The organism is Streptomyces sp. NPDC034670 (assembly GCF_055574875.1).
Genome location: NZ_JBVITR010000010.1, coordinates 93,136 through 110,406, shown reverse-complemented (window position 1 = coordinate 110,406; position 17,271 = coordinate 93,136). Strand labels below are relative to the sequence as shown.

Here is a 17,271-nt window from a genome sequence, read left to right as displayed (position 1 = left end):
GGTGGGCGATCCGGTCGCGCTTCTCCGGGACGGCGCACCGGATACCGCGTCGCCGCAGGTGTTCGCGGTTCGCGCGGGAGCCGTGGGCTTCGTCGGCGCGGACCTGTTCGGGCCGCGTACATGGCCGTCCCGGGTCGACCCGGGGCGCGCGGACATGGCATCAGACGTGACGGACGTGCCCTGGACAAGGTGCCGTGCGCACTCGCGAGGGCCCGGGGGAGGGCCCGGGCCGGTGGGCCGGGCCCTCCCCGTCGTCAGCGGGTTCGTGCCCACAGCGCCAGCAGGCCCACGACGGCCGTGCCCGCGCCGTAGCACGCGCCCCGGAGGAACTGGTCGGCCGCGACGCGCCGGCGCCGTGAGATCCACCGCACGGCGTCACCCGTCACTCGGCGGCAGCGCAGTCCCGTGGCGGACAGCCGTCGGCCGACGGCCCTCCGTCGGTCCGGGGGTGCCGCTTTCTCCGTGGGGCCCCCTGACCGGGCGCACCGTACTTTCATGGCGGTTACACCTGCCTTTCTCGGCGTTGTGGTTTCCTCCGGGCGGCCGGGCGTGCCCGCGCGGGGCGCGCCGGCCCGGGTGGCGGTGAGCGGCGTTCCGGTGGGGTCGGGCGGGAGAGCGGGGGTCACCGTCCGGTGAGGGCCGGCATCGGGTGGGCGGCCTGTGCGGGGCGGAGCTGCCGGAAGGTGACCCGGCCGTCGGCATCGACGCGGGCGCCGTGCACGGCGGGTTCGGGCAGGCTGTTGTAGTGGAACGGCGTGGAGAAGTAGTAGGCGCCGGTGTCCGGGACGACGACGAGGTCGCCGGCGTCGAGGAGGGGCAGCGCGCGGTCGCGTGCCAGCAGGTCACCGGCGAAGCAGCACGGGCCCGCGATGTCCTGCGGCACGGGCCGGCCGTGCTTGGCCCGGCCGCGGGGGTCGTGGGCCTCGATCCGCAGGGGCCACGCGTCGGGGGCGAACACCGTCCGGGTGGCCACCTGCGCGCCGGCGTGGGTGATCGCGATGGGACGTCCGCCGACGGTCTTGGTGTACTCGACGTACGCGGCGGTGAACCCGTTCTTGGCCAGCACGGAACGGCCGAACTCGGTGATGATCTCGTACTCGCCCGAGAAGAGGGCCGGTGCGTGCTCGCGCAGGTGGTCCACGTAGGTGTCGAAGCCGGGCGTCGTCTCGTCGCTGTCGAAATTGACCGGCAGTCCTCCCCCGATGTCGATGCCGGTGACCTGCCGGCGGCCGAGGTGGGCGTTGACCTCCCCGGCGAACTCCACCGCCTTCGCGATGCCCCGGGCGATCAGGTCCAGGGGGCAGCCCTGCGAGCCGACGTGGGTGTGCACCAGGGTGAGCCAGGGACGGTCCCGGTACGCCTGGAGCAGGCGTCGCCGGTTGCCCTCGTCCTCCAGGGGGATGCCGAACTTCGAGGTCGCGGTGGCCGTGCTCATGGCGGAGATCGAGCCGGCGCCGACCTGGGGGTTGACGCGCACGCCGATCCGCGAGCCGGAGGGGCGGGTCGCCAGGATCTCGTCCAGCCGCGAGAGTTCCTGGAAGTTGTCCGCGTTCACCGTGATCCCCAGGTCCAGCGCCCGGGCCAGTTCGGCCCGCGTCTTGGCGGGGGAGTCGAACACGATGTGCGCGGGTTCGAAGCCCGCCTCCAGCGCCTGGGCGAGTTCGCCGGCACTGGCGACCTCGCAGCCCATGCCGCTCAGGCGCAGTTCCTCGAGCACGGGGACCAGGCAGTTCGCCTTGGCCGCGAACGCGTGCAGGACCCGGAGGGAGTCGGGGAACGCGTTCCGCAGGGACGTGACGGTCCCGTCGACGCCGTCGAGGTCGACGAACCCGGCCAGTACGGCCGTCTCGGGGTCCAGGAGTCCTTGCCGTACCGCTGCCCGCAGAATCCGTTCGCGCCGGTCGGCCTTGTCGCAACCACTCATCGTGCACCCTCCCTGAGCCGGGGTCCCACCGCCCACGGCTGCCGCGGGCGGGGCACCAGGCTCCCGTCGGAGCGGTGCGGGCGTCTTCGTCGGGAGCGCCGGTGTTTTGCCGCGCGGTTCTCACCGCGGGGCGGAACCGCGGACGCGGCGCGGCCGCCGTTGTGCCCGGGCACGGGGAGGCGGCCCTTCCTTCGTGGCGGCGCCCGAAGGCTCACTCCTCCCGGCCGCCGCGTTCGAGGAGGCGCAGTTGCAGGTGGGCGAGGAGCCGGGCGTCCGGACTGCGCAGGTCGAGCCCGGACACCTCGGTGAGCCGGCTGATGCGGTGCCGCAGGCTGTTCGCGTGCACGCCCAGCGCCCGGGCGGCGTCCGGCACGTGACCGAAGTGGTCGAGGTAGGCCCGCAGGGTCCGCACCATGGTGCCTCCGCCGTTCCCGGCGTCGAACGCCACCAGGCGGGCCACCGGTGTCTCCGGTGCCGGGGCCGGTCCCGTCAGCGTGTCCAGCATCTGGTTCAGGGCGATCGTCTCGGCCACCTCGCTCGCGGAGGCGACGGTGCGGTGCTCCCCCTCCGAGAGCAGGGCCCGCAGGGCCAGGTCCGCCGACCGGCGGGACTCGGGCAGTTCCGCCGGGGTCCCGACCACCGTGCCCAGGCCGATCCTCGCCCCCGGCCCGAACGCGTCGGCCACCTGCCGGACCAGTGCCCTGCCCAGGCGTGCGACCTGCTCGACGGCCCGCTGCGCGTCCTGGTGCAGCCCGCCCACCAGGACCAGGGCGCCCCGGCCCACCGGCACCGCCACCGGCGTGAGGTCGTTCGCGCCGCAGTACACCGCCAGCAGGGCGCACAGCCTCCCGGCCTCCTCCCCCGTGCAGGGGACTCCGGGGCACACCGCCAGGACGGCGCAGTGCCCGTGTGCCGGGATCCCGGCGCGTTCGGTCAGTACGCCGGCGGATCCCCGTCCGTCGAGCAGCGCACGGGCCGCGTCCTCGACCAGCCGGGCGTGCGTGCGGTGCGACCGGTGCTGCAGCAGGTGTGCGGCGGCCACCCGCGCCGCCGACCGCAGCGTGTCGGAGGCGTGGGGCAGGAGGTCGCCGCCCGCGGCCGCCACCCAGATCGACCCCAGGATCTCCCCGCCCGCCCGGACGGCCACCACCAGGCGCTCGGGGTTCTCCCCGTGCGCCGGCCGGTGGATGACGTCCCCCGAGCCCCACAGTGCCCGGAAGAACCCGGCCTCCCGCATGGCGGCCACGCGCCACTCCGGCACCCGGCGGCCGAGGATCGTCAGCCGGCGCAACTCGTCCACGTCCTCCTGCGTGGACGAGTACGCCAGCACCCGGGACTCCACGTCCTCGATCGTCACCGCGCCGCCGACCAGGACCGCCACCGCGTCGGCCAGCCCGTTCAGGTCGCCCGGTGCCACGGCCGCCACGGCCGGATCGGCGGGGACCCCGGACAGGACCAGGCCGGCCCGCAGTGCGCCGACCAGCTCGGTCCAGCCGCACCACGGCGTCCGGAAGAGCACCGCCGTACCGGCGTCCTCGGCGGCCGCCCGCAGCGCGTCCGGGAGCCGTCCCGACCTGCCCGGGCCGAAGACCACCGCGGTCGCCCCCGAGCCGGCGGCGTCGCGCACGACGTCGACGGCGGCGGCCGACTGCGGATCGACGCCCACGGCCAGCAGCACCTGCCCCCGCGGCAGTCCCGGCTCCAGCGGGTCCAGCACCGTGATCCCCTCGACCACGCCCCCCAGGCCGCGGGGAGCCACGCACGGCTCCAGCGCACCGGCCCCCATGACCGACAGCAGTCTTTCCAGCGTCGGCCCCGCCGCGGCGTCCCCCTGCCCGGCCGTTCCGTCCGGCACCATCCGGCCCCCTCGCGTCGGTGCGTCGTGTGACGGTGAGTGTAGGAGGAGTCACGGAAGCGGCGCGAGGCGTGCGGAGACGGCCGGCCGCCCGCCTGCGCGCCGGGCCCGCCGACCGCGCCGGGCGCGCCGGGCGGCCGTGTCGCCGTCGGCGCCCCCGCGTGGGCGCGGGTCCGGCCCGGGTGGGCGTCACCGGTCAGAGCCGGGAGCCGCCGGTGGCGTCGATGACCTGCCCCGTCACCCAGCGGGCGTCGTCGGAGGCGAGGAAGGCGACCACGTCGGCCACGTCCTCGGGACGGCCGACCCGGCCGAGGGCCGACAGGTCGGCCGCGGACTTCTCGGCCGCCTCGTCGCCGCGCAGCCAGGCGGCGTTCATGTCCGTGTCGATGATGCCGGGCGCCACCGCGTTGACCGTGATGCCGCGGGCGCCGAGCGCCTTGGCGAGGGTGCGGGTGAAGGCGTCGACGGCCCCCTTGGTCATGGCGTACGCGATGATGTCGGTGAGCGCGATCCGGGTCGCCCCGGAGGAGACGTTGATGATCCGCCCGCCGTCCCGCAGGCGCTCGAGTCCCTGCTGCGTGAGGAAGAACGGCGCACGCATGTTGACGGCGACGGCCTCGTCGAACGCCTCGGCCGTGGTCTCCCCGATCTCGCCGCGCGGCGTGACGCCGGCGTTGTTGACCAGGATGTCGAGGCCGGTGCCGCCGGTGTGCTCCAGGGCCTGGCGGTCGTAGCCCTCCCAGAGGGTCTCCACGTCACCGGGCCGGCCCAGTTCGGCGCGGACCGCGAACGCGGTGCCGCCCCCGGCGCGGACGGCGCCGACGACCTCGTCGGCGGCTGCGGCGTCGCGCCCGTAGTGCACGGCCACCGCCGCCCCGGCGCCGCCGAGCCGCTCGGCGATCGCACGCCCGATCCCGCGGCCGCCCCCCGTCACCAGCGCCGTCCTGCCCGCAAGCGCTCCCATGGCCTCTCCCTTCGCGCGTCGCAATTCTGTAGCGATGACTATGCAATAGTCCCGCACGAATTTCCTAGCGATCGCTGTAAAATTCGTCCATGGGCACGAGGACGAAACGCGGCAGGCCGCGGAGCTTCGACCGGGAGGCGGCGCTCACGCAGGCCACCCTCCTGTTCTGGCAGCACGGTTACGAGGGCACGTCCGTCTCCGACCTGACCGCCGCCATGGGGATCTCGCCGCCGAGCCTGTACGCGGCCTTCGGCGACAAGCGCGCGCTCTTCGCCGAGGTCGTCGACCGCTACGGCGGCACGTTCGGCGCGTTCATGGAGAACGCGCTGGACCGGGAGAGCGACCCGCGCGCGGGCTTCGCGAGGATGCTGGACGAAGCGGCGGTGTCCTACACCGCTCCGGATCACCCGGCGGGCTGCCTGGTCGTCACCGCGGCGGCCAACTGCTCCCCGCAGACGGCCGACGTCGGGCAGGACCTGCGCGCGCGCAGGGTGGCGAACGTACGGTCCTTCGAGGCGAGGCTGAAGGACGCCGAGGCCCGCGGATCGCTCCCCGAGGGGACCGACACCCGGGCCCTGGCGGTCTACTTCGCCGCGGTCGTCCAGGGGATGTCACAGCAGGCGCGGGACGGGGCGACCACGGCGGAACTGCGGCGCACGGCCGAGTACGCCATGGCCGCCTGGCCCGAGCCGTCCGCCTGAGGCACCGGCGGAGCGGCCGCCCGCGGCGCCGTCGTGAAGGGCGGTGGCGTCCCCGCCGCCGGCCGCCGCGGTGCGGTGCGGGAACCGGCCGAGCGGAGCGCAGCCGTCCGGACGGGCCGTCCGCGGACGCGGGTGAGGGCCTTCCGGCGCGGTGCGGTCCGCCTCCTTCGCGGCGGTGGCCGGGAAGGCCCCCGTGCCGCACCGCCGACCGGGATCCGGGGGCGCCGTCCCCTGTGCGGCGCCCCCGGCCGGGTGGCGCTACGGCAGTTGCTTCGCGTAGGTCTCGTCCTCGTCGGAGTCGTAGACCAGCCTGTCGTCGGCGTCGTAGCCCTTGATGCGCGGGGCCGCGGTGACCTGCCGGTCCAGGACGCCGGAGGCGGCGAACCAGCCGTGGTCCAGGGCAGCCCGGCTGGTGGCGCCGCCGTAGGAGACGGTCACCCGGGCCACGGACGGTTCGACGGTGCCGACGAGACCCCACCGGAACGGCAGCTTCCAGTTGCCGCGGTCGAGGACGGACTGCTGGTAGAGCTTGCCGCTGTTGACGTCGGCCGTCACGGGGCCGGAACCGGGCACGTCGTCGGAGCCCACGCTGACGTTGAGGCCGCTCGCCCCGCCGTTCCTCACGGTGCAGATCAGCCGGGTCTGCTTCGGCCGCTCCTTCACCGCGACGACGTGCATGCCGTCGCCGGGCGCGTTGGAGTCGCCGGTGCTGTTCATCGCCAGGATGATCCGGTACTCCCCGGCCGCGCCCAGGTCCGTGCCGTCACCGGACGGACCGCGGGTGTGCGACCGGTCGAGCGCGAGGCACTTCTCCAGCCCGTCGGCGGCCTGCCCGAAGGTGATCCCGTCGAGGAGCTGGTCCCGCGTGGCCGGCCGCGCGGGCCCCGCCGGCGACGCGGACGGCGGCGCCGCTGTCCGCGGTGCGGCGCCGGCCGGCGGTGTCGACGCCACCGTGTTCCCGCCGGCGTCCCCGCCGGCCAGCGCGTACGCCCCCGCGGGCACCGCCGCCAGCGTCACCAGGGCCGCCCCGGCCGCAGCCACCCGGCGGCGCCGCTCGAGCGCGCCCCGGCGGCGGATCGCCGGGTACGGCACCGGCGCGGGCCGGACCGTGTGCGCGTCCTCGGCGAGCAGCTCGCGCAGCCGCTCCTCGAAGCCGCCGCCCGTCCCCCGCCGTTCCCGCTGTTTCCGCTGTTCCCGCTCCTCGTTCACCTGCTGCCTCCCTGCCCGGACGGCACTCGGCCGCGGACCGGTCCGTCCACGACCTGTGCGAGCCCCGGATGCGTACGCAACTTCGCCAGCGCCTTGGACGCCTGGCTCTTGACCGTGCCGGGCGAGCAGCCGAGCATCTCGGCCACCTCGGCCTCGGGCAGGTCCTCCCAGTAGCGCATGACGACCACCGCCCGCTGCTTCGGCGGCAGCCCGGCCAGCGCCGCGAGCAGGGCGCTGCGCTCGTCGGCCCACGAGAAGGCCTCGTCGGGCCCGGCCGCCTCCGGCGGCGCCGCGGTCAGGGCCTCCGTCACCCGCCGCTTGCGGAACCGGTCGCTGTTGCAGCTGACCAGCATCCGCCGGACGTACGCCTCCGGACGGTCGCTGCGCGAGACGCGCCGCCATGAGCGGTACGCCTTGGCCAGCGCCGTCTGGGTCAGGTCCTCGGCGTGGTGCACGTCGCCCGTGAGCAGGTAAGCGGTCCGCACGAGGTGGGACCACCGCGCTCTGACGAATTCCTGGAACTCGGCCTCTTGTCTGGCCTGCATCAAGCACCCTCCCTCGCCCCCCAGACCACCGTTCCGGCGGATTCGGTTGCCCGGGATCCGGCGCCCGTCGGTCTCCGGCGCGAACGGTTCAGGCCGGTTCAGGCCGGTTCAGGCCGGTTCAGGCCGGATCCGGTTGTGGCTCCGGCCGAGGGTGCGGTTCCGGCCGGTGCGCCGGTGCGGCCCCCGGCTCCCACGCCGCGGTGGTCCGCACGTAGCCGTGGACCACCGAGGCCGTCGCCAGCAGGAGCAGGGGCCCGGCCGCCCACGGGTACGCGGCCATCTCCAGCGGCAGGAAGCGGTAGGACAGCAGCAGCGCGACGAAGACCGTCGCGCCGTGGGCGACCAGGCGGACCCCCGACCGGTCCCAGCCGCGGTCGTACGACCGCAGGGCCGCCTCGACCGTGAGCACGAACACCACGCCGGCGATGAGGTCCACGCCGTAGTGGTAGCCGAAGCCCAGCGTCGCGACGAGGGTGGCGACCAGCCAGGACGTTCCCGCGTACCGCAGGACGCGCGGGCCCTTCCGGGAGTGGACGAAGAGCGCGACGGCCCACGCCGTGTGCAGGCTGGGCATGCAGTTCCGCGGAGTGATCCCGTCGAACGGCACGGGGTGCGGGGTGCCGGACGGCGGTGGCGTGTGCGGCCACAGGTCGGCCACCGCCCAGTGCGCGCTGGACGGGATGTCCGGCGCCCACAGGCTGACCGCCGCCCAGTGGTCGGTGCCGGCGCCGTAGGCGAAGAGCGGTCCGACCACCGGGAAGACCATGTAGCAGGCCGGCCCGAGGAGGCCGATCGCCAGGAAGGTGCGCACCAGGTGATGGCGCGGGAAGCGGCGCTCGGCCGCCACGCCGCGCAGTTGGTACAGCGCGACGACGACCGCGGCCACCGCGAGCTGGCCGTAGACGACGTCGAGGAGGTTGAAGCCGACGGAGCCGGTGGCCGTGACGAACCGGCCCACCAGCCACGACGGGTCGCCCAGCGCGTGGTCGGCCGTCGCCACGTACGGGTCGAGCACCGTCGGGCGGGTCTTCGAGGTGAGGAGCAGCCACGTGTCGCCGGTCTTGCGGCCGGCCACCAGCAGCAGGCCCAGTCCGACGCCCTTCAGCAGCAGGACGCGCTCCCGGCCGGTGCGGCGGGTGACCGCGACGACCGCGAGGCCGAGGATCACCCACAGCGCGCCGTTGCCGAAGGGGTGGCCGCCGGCCGTCCCGGCGTCCACCGCCCACCGGACCAGCGCGAGGACGACGTCGATGCCGATCGCCGCGCCCACCGCGACGAACCGTTGCCGCCAGGTGAGGACCACCGTCGTCAGCGCCAGGGCGGCGTACAGCAGGCCGCCCGACCTGGGGGCGTGCACCATCTCGCGCAGCTGGTGGGTGATCGGCCCCGGCAGGCCGTGGCGACGCGCGGCGAGCTCCAGCGCGACGAGGAGCCCGAGCGTCACGGCGCCCGCCGCGGCCCAGAGACCCGCCCGTGACCGACGTCCCGCACAGAGCGCGGTTCTCCGGCTTGTTCGCGGAACGTCCCGCGGTGGTATGTGTCTCAATTCCGACTGCTTCGTCAGTTTCTGTTCATGACGAGACGGTTCTCGCCCGTCGCCTTCCGTTCGGAACCGCTTTCTCTTACGAGGAGTTGTTCGTCTTGCTGTGACGGACGAAGCACGGCCCGGGTTGTGGCGGACCCGTCGTCGCGTGCGTCACCCTCGGCTCCCGGCACCCGCTCCACGCGGAAGGCCCGGGTCGCGTGACCCGGGCCTTCCTGCCGTCTGCTGTGATCAGTGGTCGTGTGCCGGATCCGCGCCGGGAGGCTCGGCGGAGACCTCCGTCGCGGCCGTGGTCCCGGCCTTCCGAACCGTGGCGCCGGTGGACCGGTGCGTCACCAGGCCAGGGCGTCGGCCATGGTCGACTGCCAGTACGAGACGCCGATCGAGTCGTCCACGTACACGCCCTTCGCGGGGAGCGACGGGTGGGCGACGCCCGCGCCGTCGTTGAAGAAGACCGCGAGGGACTTGGCCGTGTAGCCGTGGGAGCCGCTGCCGTCCGCGGCCGAGAGGAGGACGCTCGCGTAGCCCGACTCGCCGGGGGCCAGCGTGACCACCGCCTGCGGCTTGGAGTCCTCGAAGGCCGGCGGGACGGACTGGGCCTCGCCGAACCGGACCGCCGGGTAGCCGATCAGGTCGCAGTTCTTCGAGCCGGTGTTGGTGACCGTGAGGAGAAGGTGGTTCAGGGGGCGGGAGATCTCCGTGGCGGCCGTCCGGGTGGAGGCGGTGGAGCAGGGGGTCGAGGCCGACGCCGGGTCCTTGGAGTTCCTGGCGCCCGACGAGTCCTTGGCGCCCGTGGCGCCCGAGGAGCCCGTGGTGCCCTTGGAACCCGTGGATCCCGTGGTGCCCTTGGAACCCGTGGATCCCGTGGTGCCGCTCGAGCCGGCCGCGCCGGTCGCGCCGCCCGCCGAGTCTCCGGAGGACCAGCCCGCCGGGTCGGCCTGTTCCGCCCCGGTGGAGGCTCCCCCGTTCGCCCCGGGCGAGGACGCGGGCTCCGACACGGCGGTGGATCCCGCCGCCGCCCCCTCGTCGCGGACGCCCTCTCCCCCGCCGCACGCCGTCAGCGTCAGCGCGGTGGCCGCGAACGCGGCAGCGGCGAACATGCGGACGCGGGTGCGGCGGGTGCGGTGGGTGCGTGTGGACATGTGATCCCCCTTGGTCGGTACGTGTGGTCGCAGGGGCCGATCACCCGGATGCCGGGAGCGGCGTGCTTGGATGACCCGAGCTTGTGCGGTGATCCGTCCCGGCCGCCACGGTTGCCGGGACATCCGGGACGCTGGAACGCTCGCAAGGGCACCGACCTGGGGGAATGACCATCCCCTGGAATGCGGTTCCGGGACGTGGGGAGGGAACGGAACAGTGGCGGGAGACGAATTCTCCGAGCTGTTGGGCTGCTTGAAGGAGCGGTCCGGGCTCAGTTACGGGGTGCTCGGGAAGCGGCTGCACACGAGTGCGTCCACGCTCCACCGGTACGTCAACGGGGACGCCGTGCCGACGGACTACGCACCCGTGGAGCGGTTCGCGCGGGTGTGCAGGGCGACGCCCGAGGAACTGGTGGAACTGCACCGGCGGTGGGTGCTCGCGGATGCCCGGCGGAGACGGAAGGCGGGCGGGGCCCCTGCGGAGGAGGGTCCCCGGGCGCGGACGGCGGAGGAAACCGGGACCGGAACGGCGGAGGCCGGGGCGGGGAGGACCGGGACGGGAACGGCGGAGGCCGAGGGAGCAGCCCGGGCCGAAGGGACAGCCCGGGCCGAAGGGACAACCGAGCCCGAAGGGACAGCCCGGGCCGAAGGGACAACCGAGCCCGAAGGGACAGCCCGGGACGAAGGGCCAGTCCAAGCCGAAGGGACAACCCAGGCCGAAGAGACAACCGAGCCCGAAGGAACGTCGGAGGCCGGAGAGGCGAACGAGGCCGGAAGGGCGCACCAGGCCGGAAGGGCGCACCAGGCCGGTTCCGAGGGTGGACGGCGGTCCCCGGCGGTGGCTCCCGCGGTGCGGCGGCGCACCGCCGTCCTCGCCGGTGCCGCCGCCCTCGTGTCGGTCGCGCTCGCGGCGCACCTCGTGTTCGGCACGGGCGACGACGCCCCGGGCGGGCGGCAGCCGGTGGGGGCCGTCTCCCCCTCCGCCGGCTCCGTCGGTTCCGCCTCCCCCTCCGCCGGTTCCCCCGGCTCCGCCGGCGAGAGCCCCGGTGCGTCCGGGTCGGCCGCCGCGGAGGACCGGCCGGCCTCGCCGTCCGCCTCGCGCGGCGGTCCCACGGCCTCCGCCTCCGCCGCCCCGGGCGGTGCGGCCGGAACGGCCCGGGGCGACGCTCCCGAGGACGGGGCCACCGCGCCCGCCGTCGCCGTCAACCCGTACAAGTGGGAGGGGCCGTGCAGCCAGCACTACCTGATCGACCGGAAACCCGAGCACGTGCCTCCGCCGCCGGGCGAGCCGGACGCGCGCGGGTGGGTCACTGCGCTGGGCGGGGTCGCCGGCGGGCGGCAGATGCTCGCGCTGACCGTGCAGGGCACCGGGAGGGCCACCGTCGTCCTGGAGGAACTGCACGTGCGGGTGGTGGAGAAGAGCGCGCCCCTCGCCTGGAACGACTTCGTGATGGGCGTCGGGTGCGGCGGTGACGTGGGGACGACGGCCTTCGGGGTGGACCTCGACGCCGGGCGGCCCGTGCTCTCCCCCAGGGCCGGTCAGCGCGACTTCCCGCTCAAGGTGAGCGAGTCCGATCCCGAAGTCCTCTACGTCTTCGCGGACGCGCGGGCGCACCACGTGAGCTGGTACCTGGAGCTGACCTGGTCCAGCGGTCACCGGCGGGGCACCGTGCGCGTCGACGACCACGGCAGGCCCTTCCGGACAAGCGGGAACGCGGGACGGCCCGCGTACGCCCATCCGCTCGGTTCCTCCGAGTGGGGGCGGAACGAGGGGGGTTCCGTCGTTCCCGGCTGAGTGCCCGGCTGAGCACCCGGGGGCGGGGCCGTCCCGCCGGGACCGCACTGTGGCATTCGTCTCACCGCCGGATCCCGGCGCCCCCGGCGGCCTCCCGTCCGCCGGGGGCGGCGGCCGGCCGCGGACAGCCGCGCGCCGGCCGTCGACGGAGGTCACGGGGGGCGGCGGCCGGAAAGGTCCGGCGGGAACACCCCGGCCCGGGGGAGCAATATCTGTTTTTGCGGGATGAGAAATCGACACGGCGCACGGGGAATATTCCCGGGGCGGCGGGCGGTCCGGGATTATTCACCGTACCGGTCCGAGCGCGACGTGCTACTGTCGACGTCAGTTGCAGGTGTGGTTGCCAGAAGGTTTTTTCCGACGGCTGATCATCACGGCGACACGGAATCCGCACAGGGTGGATTCCCGACACCGCCTCCGAAGGAGAAAAACATGGCTACCGGTACCGTCAAGTGGTTCAACGCGGAAAAGGGCTTCGGCTTCATCGAGCAGGACGGCGGCGGCGCCGACGTCTTCGCCCACTACTCGAACATCGCCACCCAGGGCTTCCGCGAGCTGCTGGAGGGCCAGAAGGTGTCGTTCGACGTCGCGCAGGGCCAGAAGGGCCTGACGGCCGAGAACATCGTTCCCGCCTGACACCGGCGCTGACGCACACTTCGCAGCTGGGGCCCGCACCTTCGGGTGCGGGCTCCGGCTCGCTTGTTTTCCAGATACTTTTCCGGGGCGATTCGCCCTCGCTGTTTCCGGCTCGTTCTCGCAATTCTCTGCGCTGTTCACTCCGCTGCGGGAATTCCTTGATACGTGCCCTCGTCAAGGAAGGTCCCGCATGAATCGTGCCCGCACGAACCGAACCCACGGCCGCTCCGGAGGGAGCGCCGCCACCGGCCGTTCCGGCGCTCCGCGCCGTTCCCAGGGCCAGGGGAGCCGTTCCCAGGGTCAGGGGAGACGGCCGGCCGCGCAGACCGACTTCGCGCCGCCGAAGACGCTCACGCCCGCGCTGCCGCCCGTCGAGTCGTTCGCCGAACTCGCCCTTCCGGAGCAGTTCCCGGCCGTCCTCGCCCAGGAGGGCGTGACCGCACCGTTCCCCATCCAGGCGGCGACCCTGCCGAACTCCCTGGCCGGCCGTGACGTGCTCGGCCGCGGCCGCACCGGGTCGGGCAAGACCCTCGCCTTCGGTCTCGCCGTGCTGGCCCGTACGGCGGGCCGGCGGGCCGAACCGCGGCAGCCGCTGGCCCTCGTCCTCGTCCCCACCCGCGAGCTCGCCCAGCAGGTCACCGACGCGCTCACCCCGTACGCCCGCGCCGTACGGCTGCGGCTCGCCACCGTGGTCGGCGGCATGTCGATCGGCAGGCAGGCGGGCGCGCTGCGGGCCGGGGCCGAGGTCGTCGTCGCCACACCGGGGCGGCTCAAGGACCTCATCGACCGGGGCGACTGCCGGCTGGGGGACGTCGCCGTCACCGTCCTGGACGAGGCCGACCAGATGACCGACATGGGGTTCATGCCCCAGGTCACCGCCCTGCTCGACCAGGTGCTCCCCGGCGGGCAGCGGATGCTCTTCTCGGCCACCCTGGACCGCAACGTCGACCGGCTGGTGCGGCGCTACCTGACCGACCCGGTGGTCCACTCCGTCGACCCGTCGGCCGGTGCGGTCACCACGATGGAGCACCACGTGCTCCACGTCGACGACGCGGACAAGCACCGGACGACGACCGAGATCGCGGCGCGGGACGGCCGGGTCATCATGTTCCTGGACACCAAGCACGCGGTGGACCGGCTGACCAAGCGCCTGCTCGGCAGCGGTGTCCGCGCCGCCGCCCTGCACGGCGGCAGGTCCCAGTCGCAGCGCACCCGGACGCTGGCGCAGTTCAAGGACGGCCACGTCACGGTCCTGGTGGCCACCAACGTCGCGGCCCGCGGCATCCACGTCGACAGCCTCGACCTGGTCGTCAACGTCGACCCGCCCGGCGACCACAAGGACTACCTGCACCGCGGCGGCCGCACGGCCCGCGCCGGCGAGTCCGGCAGGGTCGTCACCCTCGTGACCCCCGACCAGCGCCGCGACATGAGCCGGCTGATGGCCGCGGCGGGCATCACCCCGCACGTCACCCCGGTCCGGCCGGGCGATGCGGAGCTGAGCCGCGTCACCGGCGCCCGGACCCCGTCCGGCGTCCCGGTCGTCATCGCCACCGCGCCGCCCGCGGAACGCCCCCGCCGCACGTCCTCGACGTCCCGGAACCGCCGGGGCCGCAGCGGCCGGGGCCGGCCCGCCGGCACGGCGGTGCGCCGCGGGGCGCAGGGACGGTCCGGCTTCGACTCGGCCGCCTAGGGTCCGCGGCGGTCTCCCCGGACCGCAGCGGTCACCAGGACGACCCACCCCCACCACAGGAGGCACCTCGGATGCCGGCACGGACGCAGTACCGCTCGACGGACCCCGCTCACCCGGTCACGACCACGGCCGGCGGCACCGAGGCGCGCGGGCCCCGGGTCTGTGACGACATGACCGTCGAGGTGGCCCTGGCCGTCATGGCGGGCGCCCGCGTCGAGCACCTGACCGTGTGCGACGGGGACGACGAGAGCACGGGCTCGGTCACCCTGGCCCGGCTCGCCGCCCTCCGCGGCAGTCCCGCGTACACGGACCGGATCCGCCTGCGGGACGTCCTGGACGGACCGCCCCCCTCGCCCGGCGCCCCGTCCGGCGGCGCCGGTGGGGACGGCCGCGCCCGGGGCGCGCCCGCCCTCTCCCGCTGACCCGGCTCGCCGGATCGGCCCGTTCCCCTTCTCCCTGTGAGTTCTCCCTTGTGAGGCATCATGCGCTGTGTCATCGCCCAGTACCCGTTCGACCTGACCAGGAGCGGGGTGCTGGCCTCGATGGAGGGCGTCAAGCCCGAACCCGTCACGGGCGAGTCCGTGACCATCGGCCGCCGCCGCTACCCCGTCAAGCAGGTGGGCCGGATCATCACGCGGCAGGATCCCCGTGACTTCACCGCCGGCGAGGTGACCCGGGCCATGAAGCGCCTCGGTTTCACCTGCCACCCCCGCCCCGAGGCCGCGTCCGGGGGCGTCTCCGATCCGCTCCGGGCCGCGTCGGCGCTGCTCGGCGGAACCGACACCCCCGGCGCCGCGGGCGTGTGAGGACGGGCGGGCAACCGCCCCCGGGACCCCGGGGGGGGGGGGGGGGGGGGGGGGGGGGGGGGGGGGGGGGGGGTGGGGGGGTGGGGGGGGGGGGGGGGGGGGGGGGGGGGGGGGGGGGGGGGGGGGGGGAGGGGGAACCCCCCCCCCCCCCCCCCCCCCCCTCTCCCCCCCCCCCCCCCCCCCCCCCCCCCCCCCCCCCGCCCCCGGGCGCCCCGGATCCCGCCCCCCGGCCGCCCCGCCCGCCCCTGGCCTACCCTGAACAAGTCACGCGCGCCCGGAGCCCGGGAAGCCCGAGAAGTCGGAGAAGGTCGGAGAAGTCGCAGGTCATGAGCGAACTGCCATACCCTTACGAAGCCCAAGCCTCGCAGGCGCTGTTCGACCGTGCCGCGGCCGTCACCCCCGGTGGCGTGAACTCGCCGGTGCGCGCCTTCCGCGCCGTCGGCGGCACGCCCCGGTTCATGGTGTCCGGCAGCGGGCCGTACCTGACCGACGCCGACGGGCGGGAGTACGTCGACCTCGTGTGCTCCTGGGGCCCGATGATCCTCGGGCACGCGCACCCCGAGGTGATCGCCGCCGTGCAGGAGGCCGTCGCCCGCGGCACGTCCTTCGGCACGCCCGGTGAGGGCGAGGTCGCGCTCGCCGAGGAGATGGTCGCCCGGATCGAGCCCCTGGAACAGGTGCGGCTCGTCTCCAGCGGCACCGAGGCCACCATGTCGGCGATCCGGCTCGCCCGCGGCTTCACGCGGCGCTCCAAGGTGGTCAAGTTCGCCGGCTGCTACCACGGCCACGTCGACTCGCTGCTCGCCTCCGCCGGGTCGGGGGTGGCCACGTTCGCGCTGCCGGACACCCCGGGCGTCACCGGCGCCCAGGCCGGCGACACCATCGTCCTGCCGTACAACGACCTCGACGCCGTGCACGCCGCCTTCGCCGCGCACCCCGGCGAGATCGCCTGCGTGATCACCGAGGCGTCGCCGGGCAACATGGGCGTCGTCCCGCCGCTGCCCGGGTTCAACCAGGGCCTGAAGGACGCGTGCGCCGCGAACGGCGCGCTGTACATCTCGGACGAGGTGATGACTGGGTTCCGCACCAGCCGCGCCGGATGGTTCGGCGTGGACGGGGTCCGGCCGGACCTGATGACCTTCGGCAAGGTGATGGGCGGCGGCTTCCCGGCCGCGGCCTTCGGCGGCCGGGCCGACGTCATGGCGCACCTCGCCCCCGCCGGCCCCGTCTACCAGGCCGGCACCCTCTCCGGGAACCCGGTCGCCACCGCCGCGGGCCTCGCGCAGCTGCGGCTGCTCGACGACGCCGCGTACGAGAAGGTGAACGCCGTCTCCGCGCAGATCCAGTCCCTGGTCACCGAGGCGCTGACCAAGGAGGGCGTGGCGCACACGCTGCAGAACGCCTCCAACATGTTCTCCGTGTTCTTCACCGACCGCCCGGTGCGCGACTACGAGGACGCCAAGGCGCAGGAGTCGTTCCGCTTCACCGCCTTCTTCCACTCCCTCCTGGCGGACGGCGTCTACCTGCCGCCGTCCTCCTTCGAGTCCTGGTTCGTGTCCACCGCGCACGACGAGCGGGCGGTGCAGCGGATCGCCGACGCCCTGCCGGCGGCGGCCCGGGCGGCGGCGGAGGCGACGGCGTGAGCACCCCGAAGAAGGACGGCGACGTCACCGTCGTCCACCTCATGCGGCACGGCGAGGTCGAGAACCCCAAGGGCGTCCTCTACGGCCGGCTGCCCGGCTACCACCTCTCCGAGCTGGGCCGGCGCATGGCCGACCGGGTCGCCGAGCACCTCGCCTCCCGCGACATCACCCACGTCGTCGCCTCCCCGCTGGAGCGGGCGCAGGAGACGGCCGAGCCCATCGCCAAGGCGCACGGCCTGGACATCGCCACCGACGAGCGGCTGATCGAGGCCGAGAACGTCTTCCAGGGCAAGACCTTCGGCATCGGGGACGGCGCGCTGCGCCGCCCGGCCAACTGGAAGCACGTCGTCAACCCGTTCAGGCCGTCCTGGGGCGAGCCGTACATCGACCAGGTCGTGCGCATGACGGGCGCGCTGAACGCGGCCAAGGACGCGGCGCGCGGTCACGAGGCGGTGCTCGTCAGCCACCAGCTGCCGATCTGGATCGTGCGGTCCTACGTCGAGAAGCGGCGGCTGTGGCACGACCCGCGCCGGCGGCAGTGCACGCTCGCCTCGCTGACCACCTTCACCTACCAGGGCGACCGGATCGTCTCCGTCGGCTACAGCGAGCCGGCCCGCGACCTCGTCCCCGCCCACCTGCTCGCCGGCGCCAAGCCGGTGAAGGGGAAGGGCAAGGCCTACGGGGCGTAGGCCCGGGAAAGGCCCTGCGCGCCCGGCGCCCGTGGGGCCCGGCGGGCAACGCCCGCGCGGGGCTTCGTCGCGAAACCTCCGCGGCCGGCGGGAACCCCCCGCTCCGTCACGTCCTCTGAACGAGTGACCACC

The 17,271-nt window shown here is 74.7% G+C and carries 15 protein-coding genes and 1 pseudogene; 9 read left to right on the top strand and 7 right to left on the bottom strand.

Translation table 11 applies throughout. The features are described 5' to 3' along the window. Window positions 1–622: 622 nt before the first annotated feature. The 3 genes from ACZ56B_RS10435 to ACZ56B_RS10425 form a co-directional block, all read right to left on the bottom strand. Window positions 623–1,924, bottom strand: coding sequence for a type III PLP-dependent enzyme domain-containing protein (locus ACZ56B_RS10435; RefSeq protein ID WP_468788300.1), 1,302 nt, complete (start codon window positions 1,922–1,924; stop codon window positions 623–625). Window positions 1,925–2,135: 211 nt separating this feature from the next. Next, window positions 2,136–3,782: a helix-turn-helix domain-containing protein gene (locus ACZ56B_RS10430; protein WP_468788298.1), complete on the bottom strand. Its 1,647-nt coding sequence runs from the start codon at window positions 3,780–3,782 to the stop codon at window positions 2,136–2,138. Window positions 3,783–3,975: 193 nt separating this feature from the next. Then, window positions 3,976–4,743 (bottom strand): SDR family oxidoreductase, encoded by a 768-nt coding sequence (locus ACZ56B_RS10425; RefSeq protein ID WP_468788296.1) that lies wholly within the window; start codon window positions 4,741–4,743, stop codon window positions 3,976–3,978. A gap of 89 nt (window positions 4,744–4,832) precedes the next feature. Here ACZ56B_RS10425 and ACZ56B_RS10420 point away from each other — a divergent pair, with 89 nt between their 5' ends. Then, on the top strand, window positions 4,833–5,444 hold the full coding sequence (locus ACZ56B_RS10420) for a TetR/AcrR family transcriptional regulator (protein WP_468788294.1): 612 nt from the start codon (window positions 4,833–4,835) through the stop codon (window positions 5,442–5,444). A 258-nt stretch (window positions 5,445–5,702) separates the two neighbouring features. Here the strand turns inward: ACZ56B_RS10420 and ACZ56B_RS10415 are convergent, their stop codons facing one another. The 4 genes from ACZ56B_RS10415 to ACZ56B_RS10400 all read right to left on the bottom strand — a co-directional run bounded on the left by ACZ56B_RS10415 (window position 5,703) and on the right by ACZ56B_RS10400 (window position 9,883). Then, window positions 5,703–6,653, bottom strand: a complete 951-nt coding sequence (locus tag ACZ56B_RS10415) for a hypothetical protein (RefSeq protein ID WP_468788292.1) — start codon at window positions 6,651–6,653, stop codon at window positions 5,703–5,705. Continuing rightward, a complete protein-coding gene (locus ACZ56B_RS10410) occupies window positions 6,650–7,198 on the bottom strand; it encodes a SigE family RNA polymerase sigma factor (protein WP_468788290.1) in 549 nt (182 codons plus the stop codon). Before ACZ56B_RS10410 ends, ACZ56B_RS10415 begins: the two co-directional genes overlap by 4 nt. Window positions 7,199–7,316: 118 nt before the next feature. Then, on the bottom strand, window positions 7,317–8,744 hold the full coding sequence (locus ACZ56B_RS10405; protein ID WP_468788288.1) for a phosphatase PAP2 family protein: 1,428 nt from the start codon (window positions 8,742–8,744) through the stop codon (window positions 7,317–7,319). Window positions 8,745–9,073: 329 nt separating this feature from the next. Then, on the bottom strand, window positions 9,074–9,883 hold the full coding sequence (locus ACZ56B_RS10400; RefSeq protein ID WP_468788286.1) for a DUF4232 domain-containing protein: 810 nt from the start codon (window positions 9,881–9,883) through the stop codon (window positions 9,074–9,076). A gap of 70 nt (window positions 9,884–9,953) precedes the next feature. On the opposite strand from ACZ56B_RS10400, the pseudogene ACZ56B_RS10395 reads away from it, so the two are divergent. The 8 genes and pseudogenes from ACZ56B_RS10395 to ACZ56B_RS10360 form a co-directional block, all read left to right on the top strand. Continuing rightward, window positions 9,954–10,241 (top strand): annotated as a pseudogene (locus tag ACZ56B_RS10395) (helix-turn-helix domain-containing protein); the annotation flags it as partial. A 477-nt stretch (window positions 10,242–10,718) separates the two neighbouring features. Continuing rightward, window positions 10,719–11,675 (top strand): hypothetical protein, encoded by a 957-nt coding sequence (locus ACZ56B_RS10390; protein WP_468788406.1) that lies wholly within the window; start codon window positions 10,719–10,721, stop codon window positions 11,673–11,675. A 432-nt stretch (window positions 11,676–12,107) separates the two neighbouring features. Next, window positions 12,108–12,311: a cold-shock protein gene (locus ACZ56B_RS10385; protein ID WP_468788284.1), complete on the top strand. Its 204-nt coding sequence runs from the start codon at window positions 12,108–12,110 to the stop codon at window positions 12,309–12,311. A gap of 190 nt (window positions 12,312–12,501) precedes the next feature. Beyond that, window positions 12,502–14,001: a DEAD/DEAH box helicase gene (locus ACZ56B_RS10380; protein WP_468788282.1), complete on the top strand. Its 1,500-nt coding sequence runs from the start codon at window positions 12,502–12,504 to the stop codon at window positions 13,999–14,001. 71 nt (window positions 14,002–14,072) lie between these two features. After that, on the top strand, window positions 14,073–14,423 hold the full coding sequence (locus ACZ56B_RS10375; protein WP_468788280.1) for a CBS domain-containing protein: 351 nt from the start codon (window positions 14,073–14,075) through the stop codon (window positions 14,421–14,423). Window positions 14,424–14,483: 60 nt separating this feature from the next. After that, complete coding sequence (locus ACZ56B_RS10370) at window positions 14,484–14,807, top strand: SCO5918 family protein (protein ID WP_468788278.1); 324 nt, start codon at window positions 14,484–14,486, stop codon at window positions 14,805–14,807. A 326-nt stretch (window positions 14,808–15,133) separates the two neighbouring features. Continuing rightward, window positions 15,134–16,450 (top strand): glutamate-1-semialdehyde 2,1-aminomutase, encoded by a 1,317-nt coding sequence (gene hemL / locus ACZ56B_RS10365; RefSeq protein ID WP_468788276.1) that lies wholly within the window; start codon window positions 15,134–15,136, stop codon window positions 16,448–16,450. Between the two features lie 41 nt (window positions 16,451–16,491). Next, on the top strand, window positions 16,492–17,139 hold the full coding sequence (locus ACZ56B_RS10360) for a histidine phosphatase family protein (RefSeq protein ID WP_468788398.1): 648 nt from the start codon (window positions 16,492–16,494) through the stop codon (window positions 17,137–17,139). The last annotated feature ends 132 nt before the right edge of the window (window positions 17,140–17,271 follow it).

Bases quoted from the DNA above. Each gene is read 5' to 3' on its own strand.
- ACZ56B_RS10435 (WP_468788300.1), bottom strand. From the start codon at position 1,924: ATGAGTGGTTGCGACAAGGCCGACCGGCGCGAACGGATTCTGCGGGCA.
- ACZ56B_RS10430 (WP_468788298.1), bottom strand. From the start codon at position 3,782: ATGGTGCCGGACGGAACGGCCGGGCAGGGGGACGCCGCGGCGGGGCCG.
- ACZ56B_RS10425 (WP_468788296.1), bottom strand. From the start codon at position 4,743: ATGGGAGCGCTTGCGGGCAGGACGGCGCTGGTGACGGGGGGCGGCCGC.
- ACZ56B_RS10420 (WP_468788294.1), top strand. From the start codon at position 4,833: ATGGGCACGAGGACGAAACGCGGCAGGCCGCGGAGCTTCGACCGGGAG.
- ACZ56B_RS10410 (WP_468788290.1), bottom strand. From the start codon at position 7,198: ATGCAGGCCAGACAAGAGGCCGAGTTCCAGGAATTCGTCAGAGCGCGG.
- ACZ56B_RS10400 (WP_468788286.1), bottom strand. From the start codon at position 9,883: ATGTCCACACGCACCCACCGCACCCGCCGCACCCGCGTCCGCATGTTC.
- ACZ56B_RS10385 (WP_468788284.1), top strand. From the start codon at position 12,108: ATGGCTACCGGTACCGTCAAGTGGTTCAACGCGGAAAAGGGCTTCGGC.
- ACZ56B_RS10380 (WP_468788282.1), top strand. From the start codon at position 12,502: ATGAATCGTGCCCGCACGAACCGAACCCACGGCCGCTCCGGAGGGAGC.
- ACZ56B_RS10375 (WP_468788280.1), top strand. From the start codon at position 14,073: ATGCCGGCACGGACGCAGTACCGCTCGACGGACCCCGCTCACCCGGTC.
- ACZ56B_RS10370 (WP_468788278.1), top strand. From the start codon at position 14,484: ATGCGCTGTGTCATCGCCCAGTACCCGTTCGACCTGACCAGGAGCGGG.
- hemL (WP_468788276.1), top strand. From the start codon at position 15,134: ATGAGCGAACTGCCATACCCTTACGAAGCCCAAGCCTCGCAGGCGCTG.
- ACZ56B_RS10360 (WP_468788398.1), top strand. From the start codon at position 16,492: ATGCGGCACGGCGAGGTCGAGAACCCCAAGGGCGTCCTCTACGGCCGG.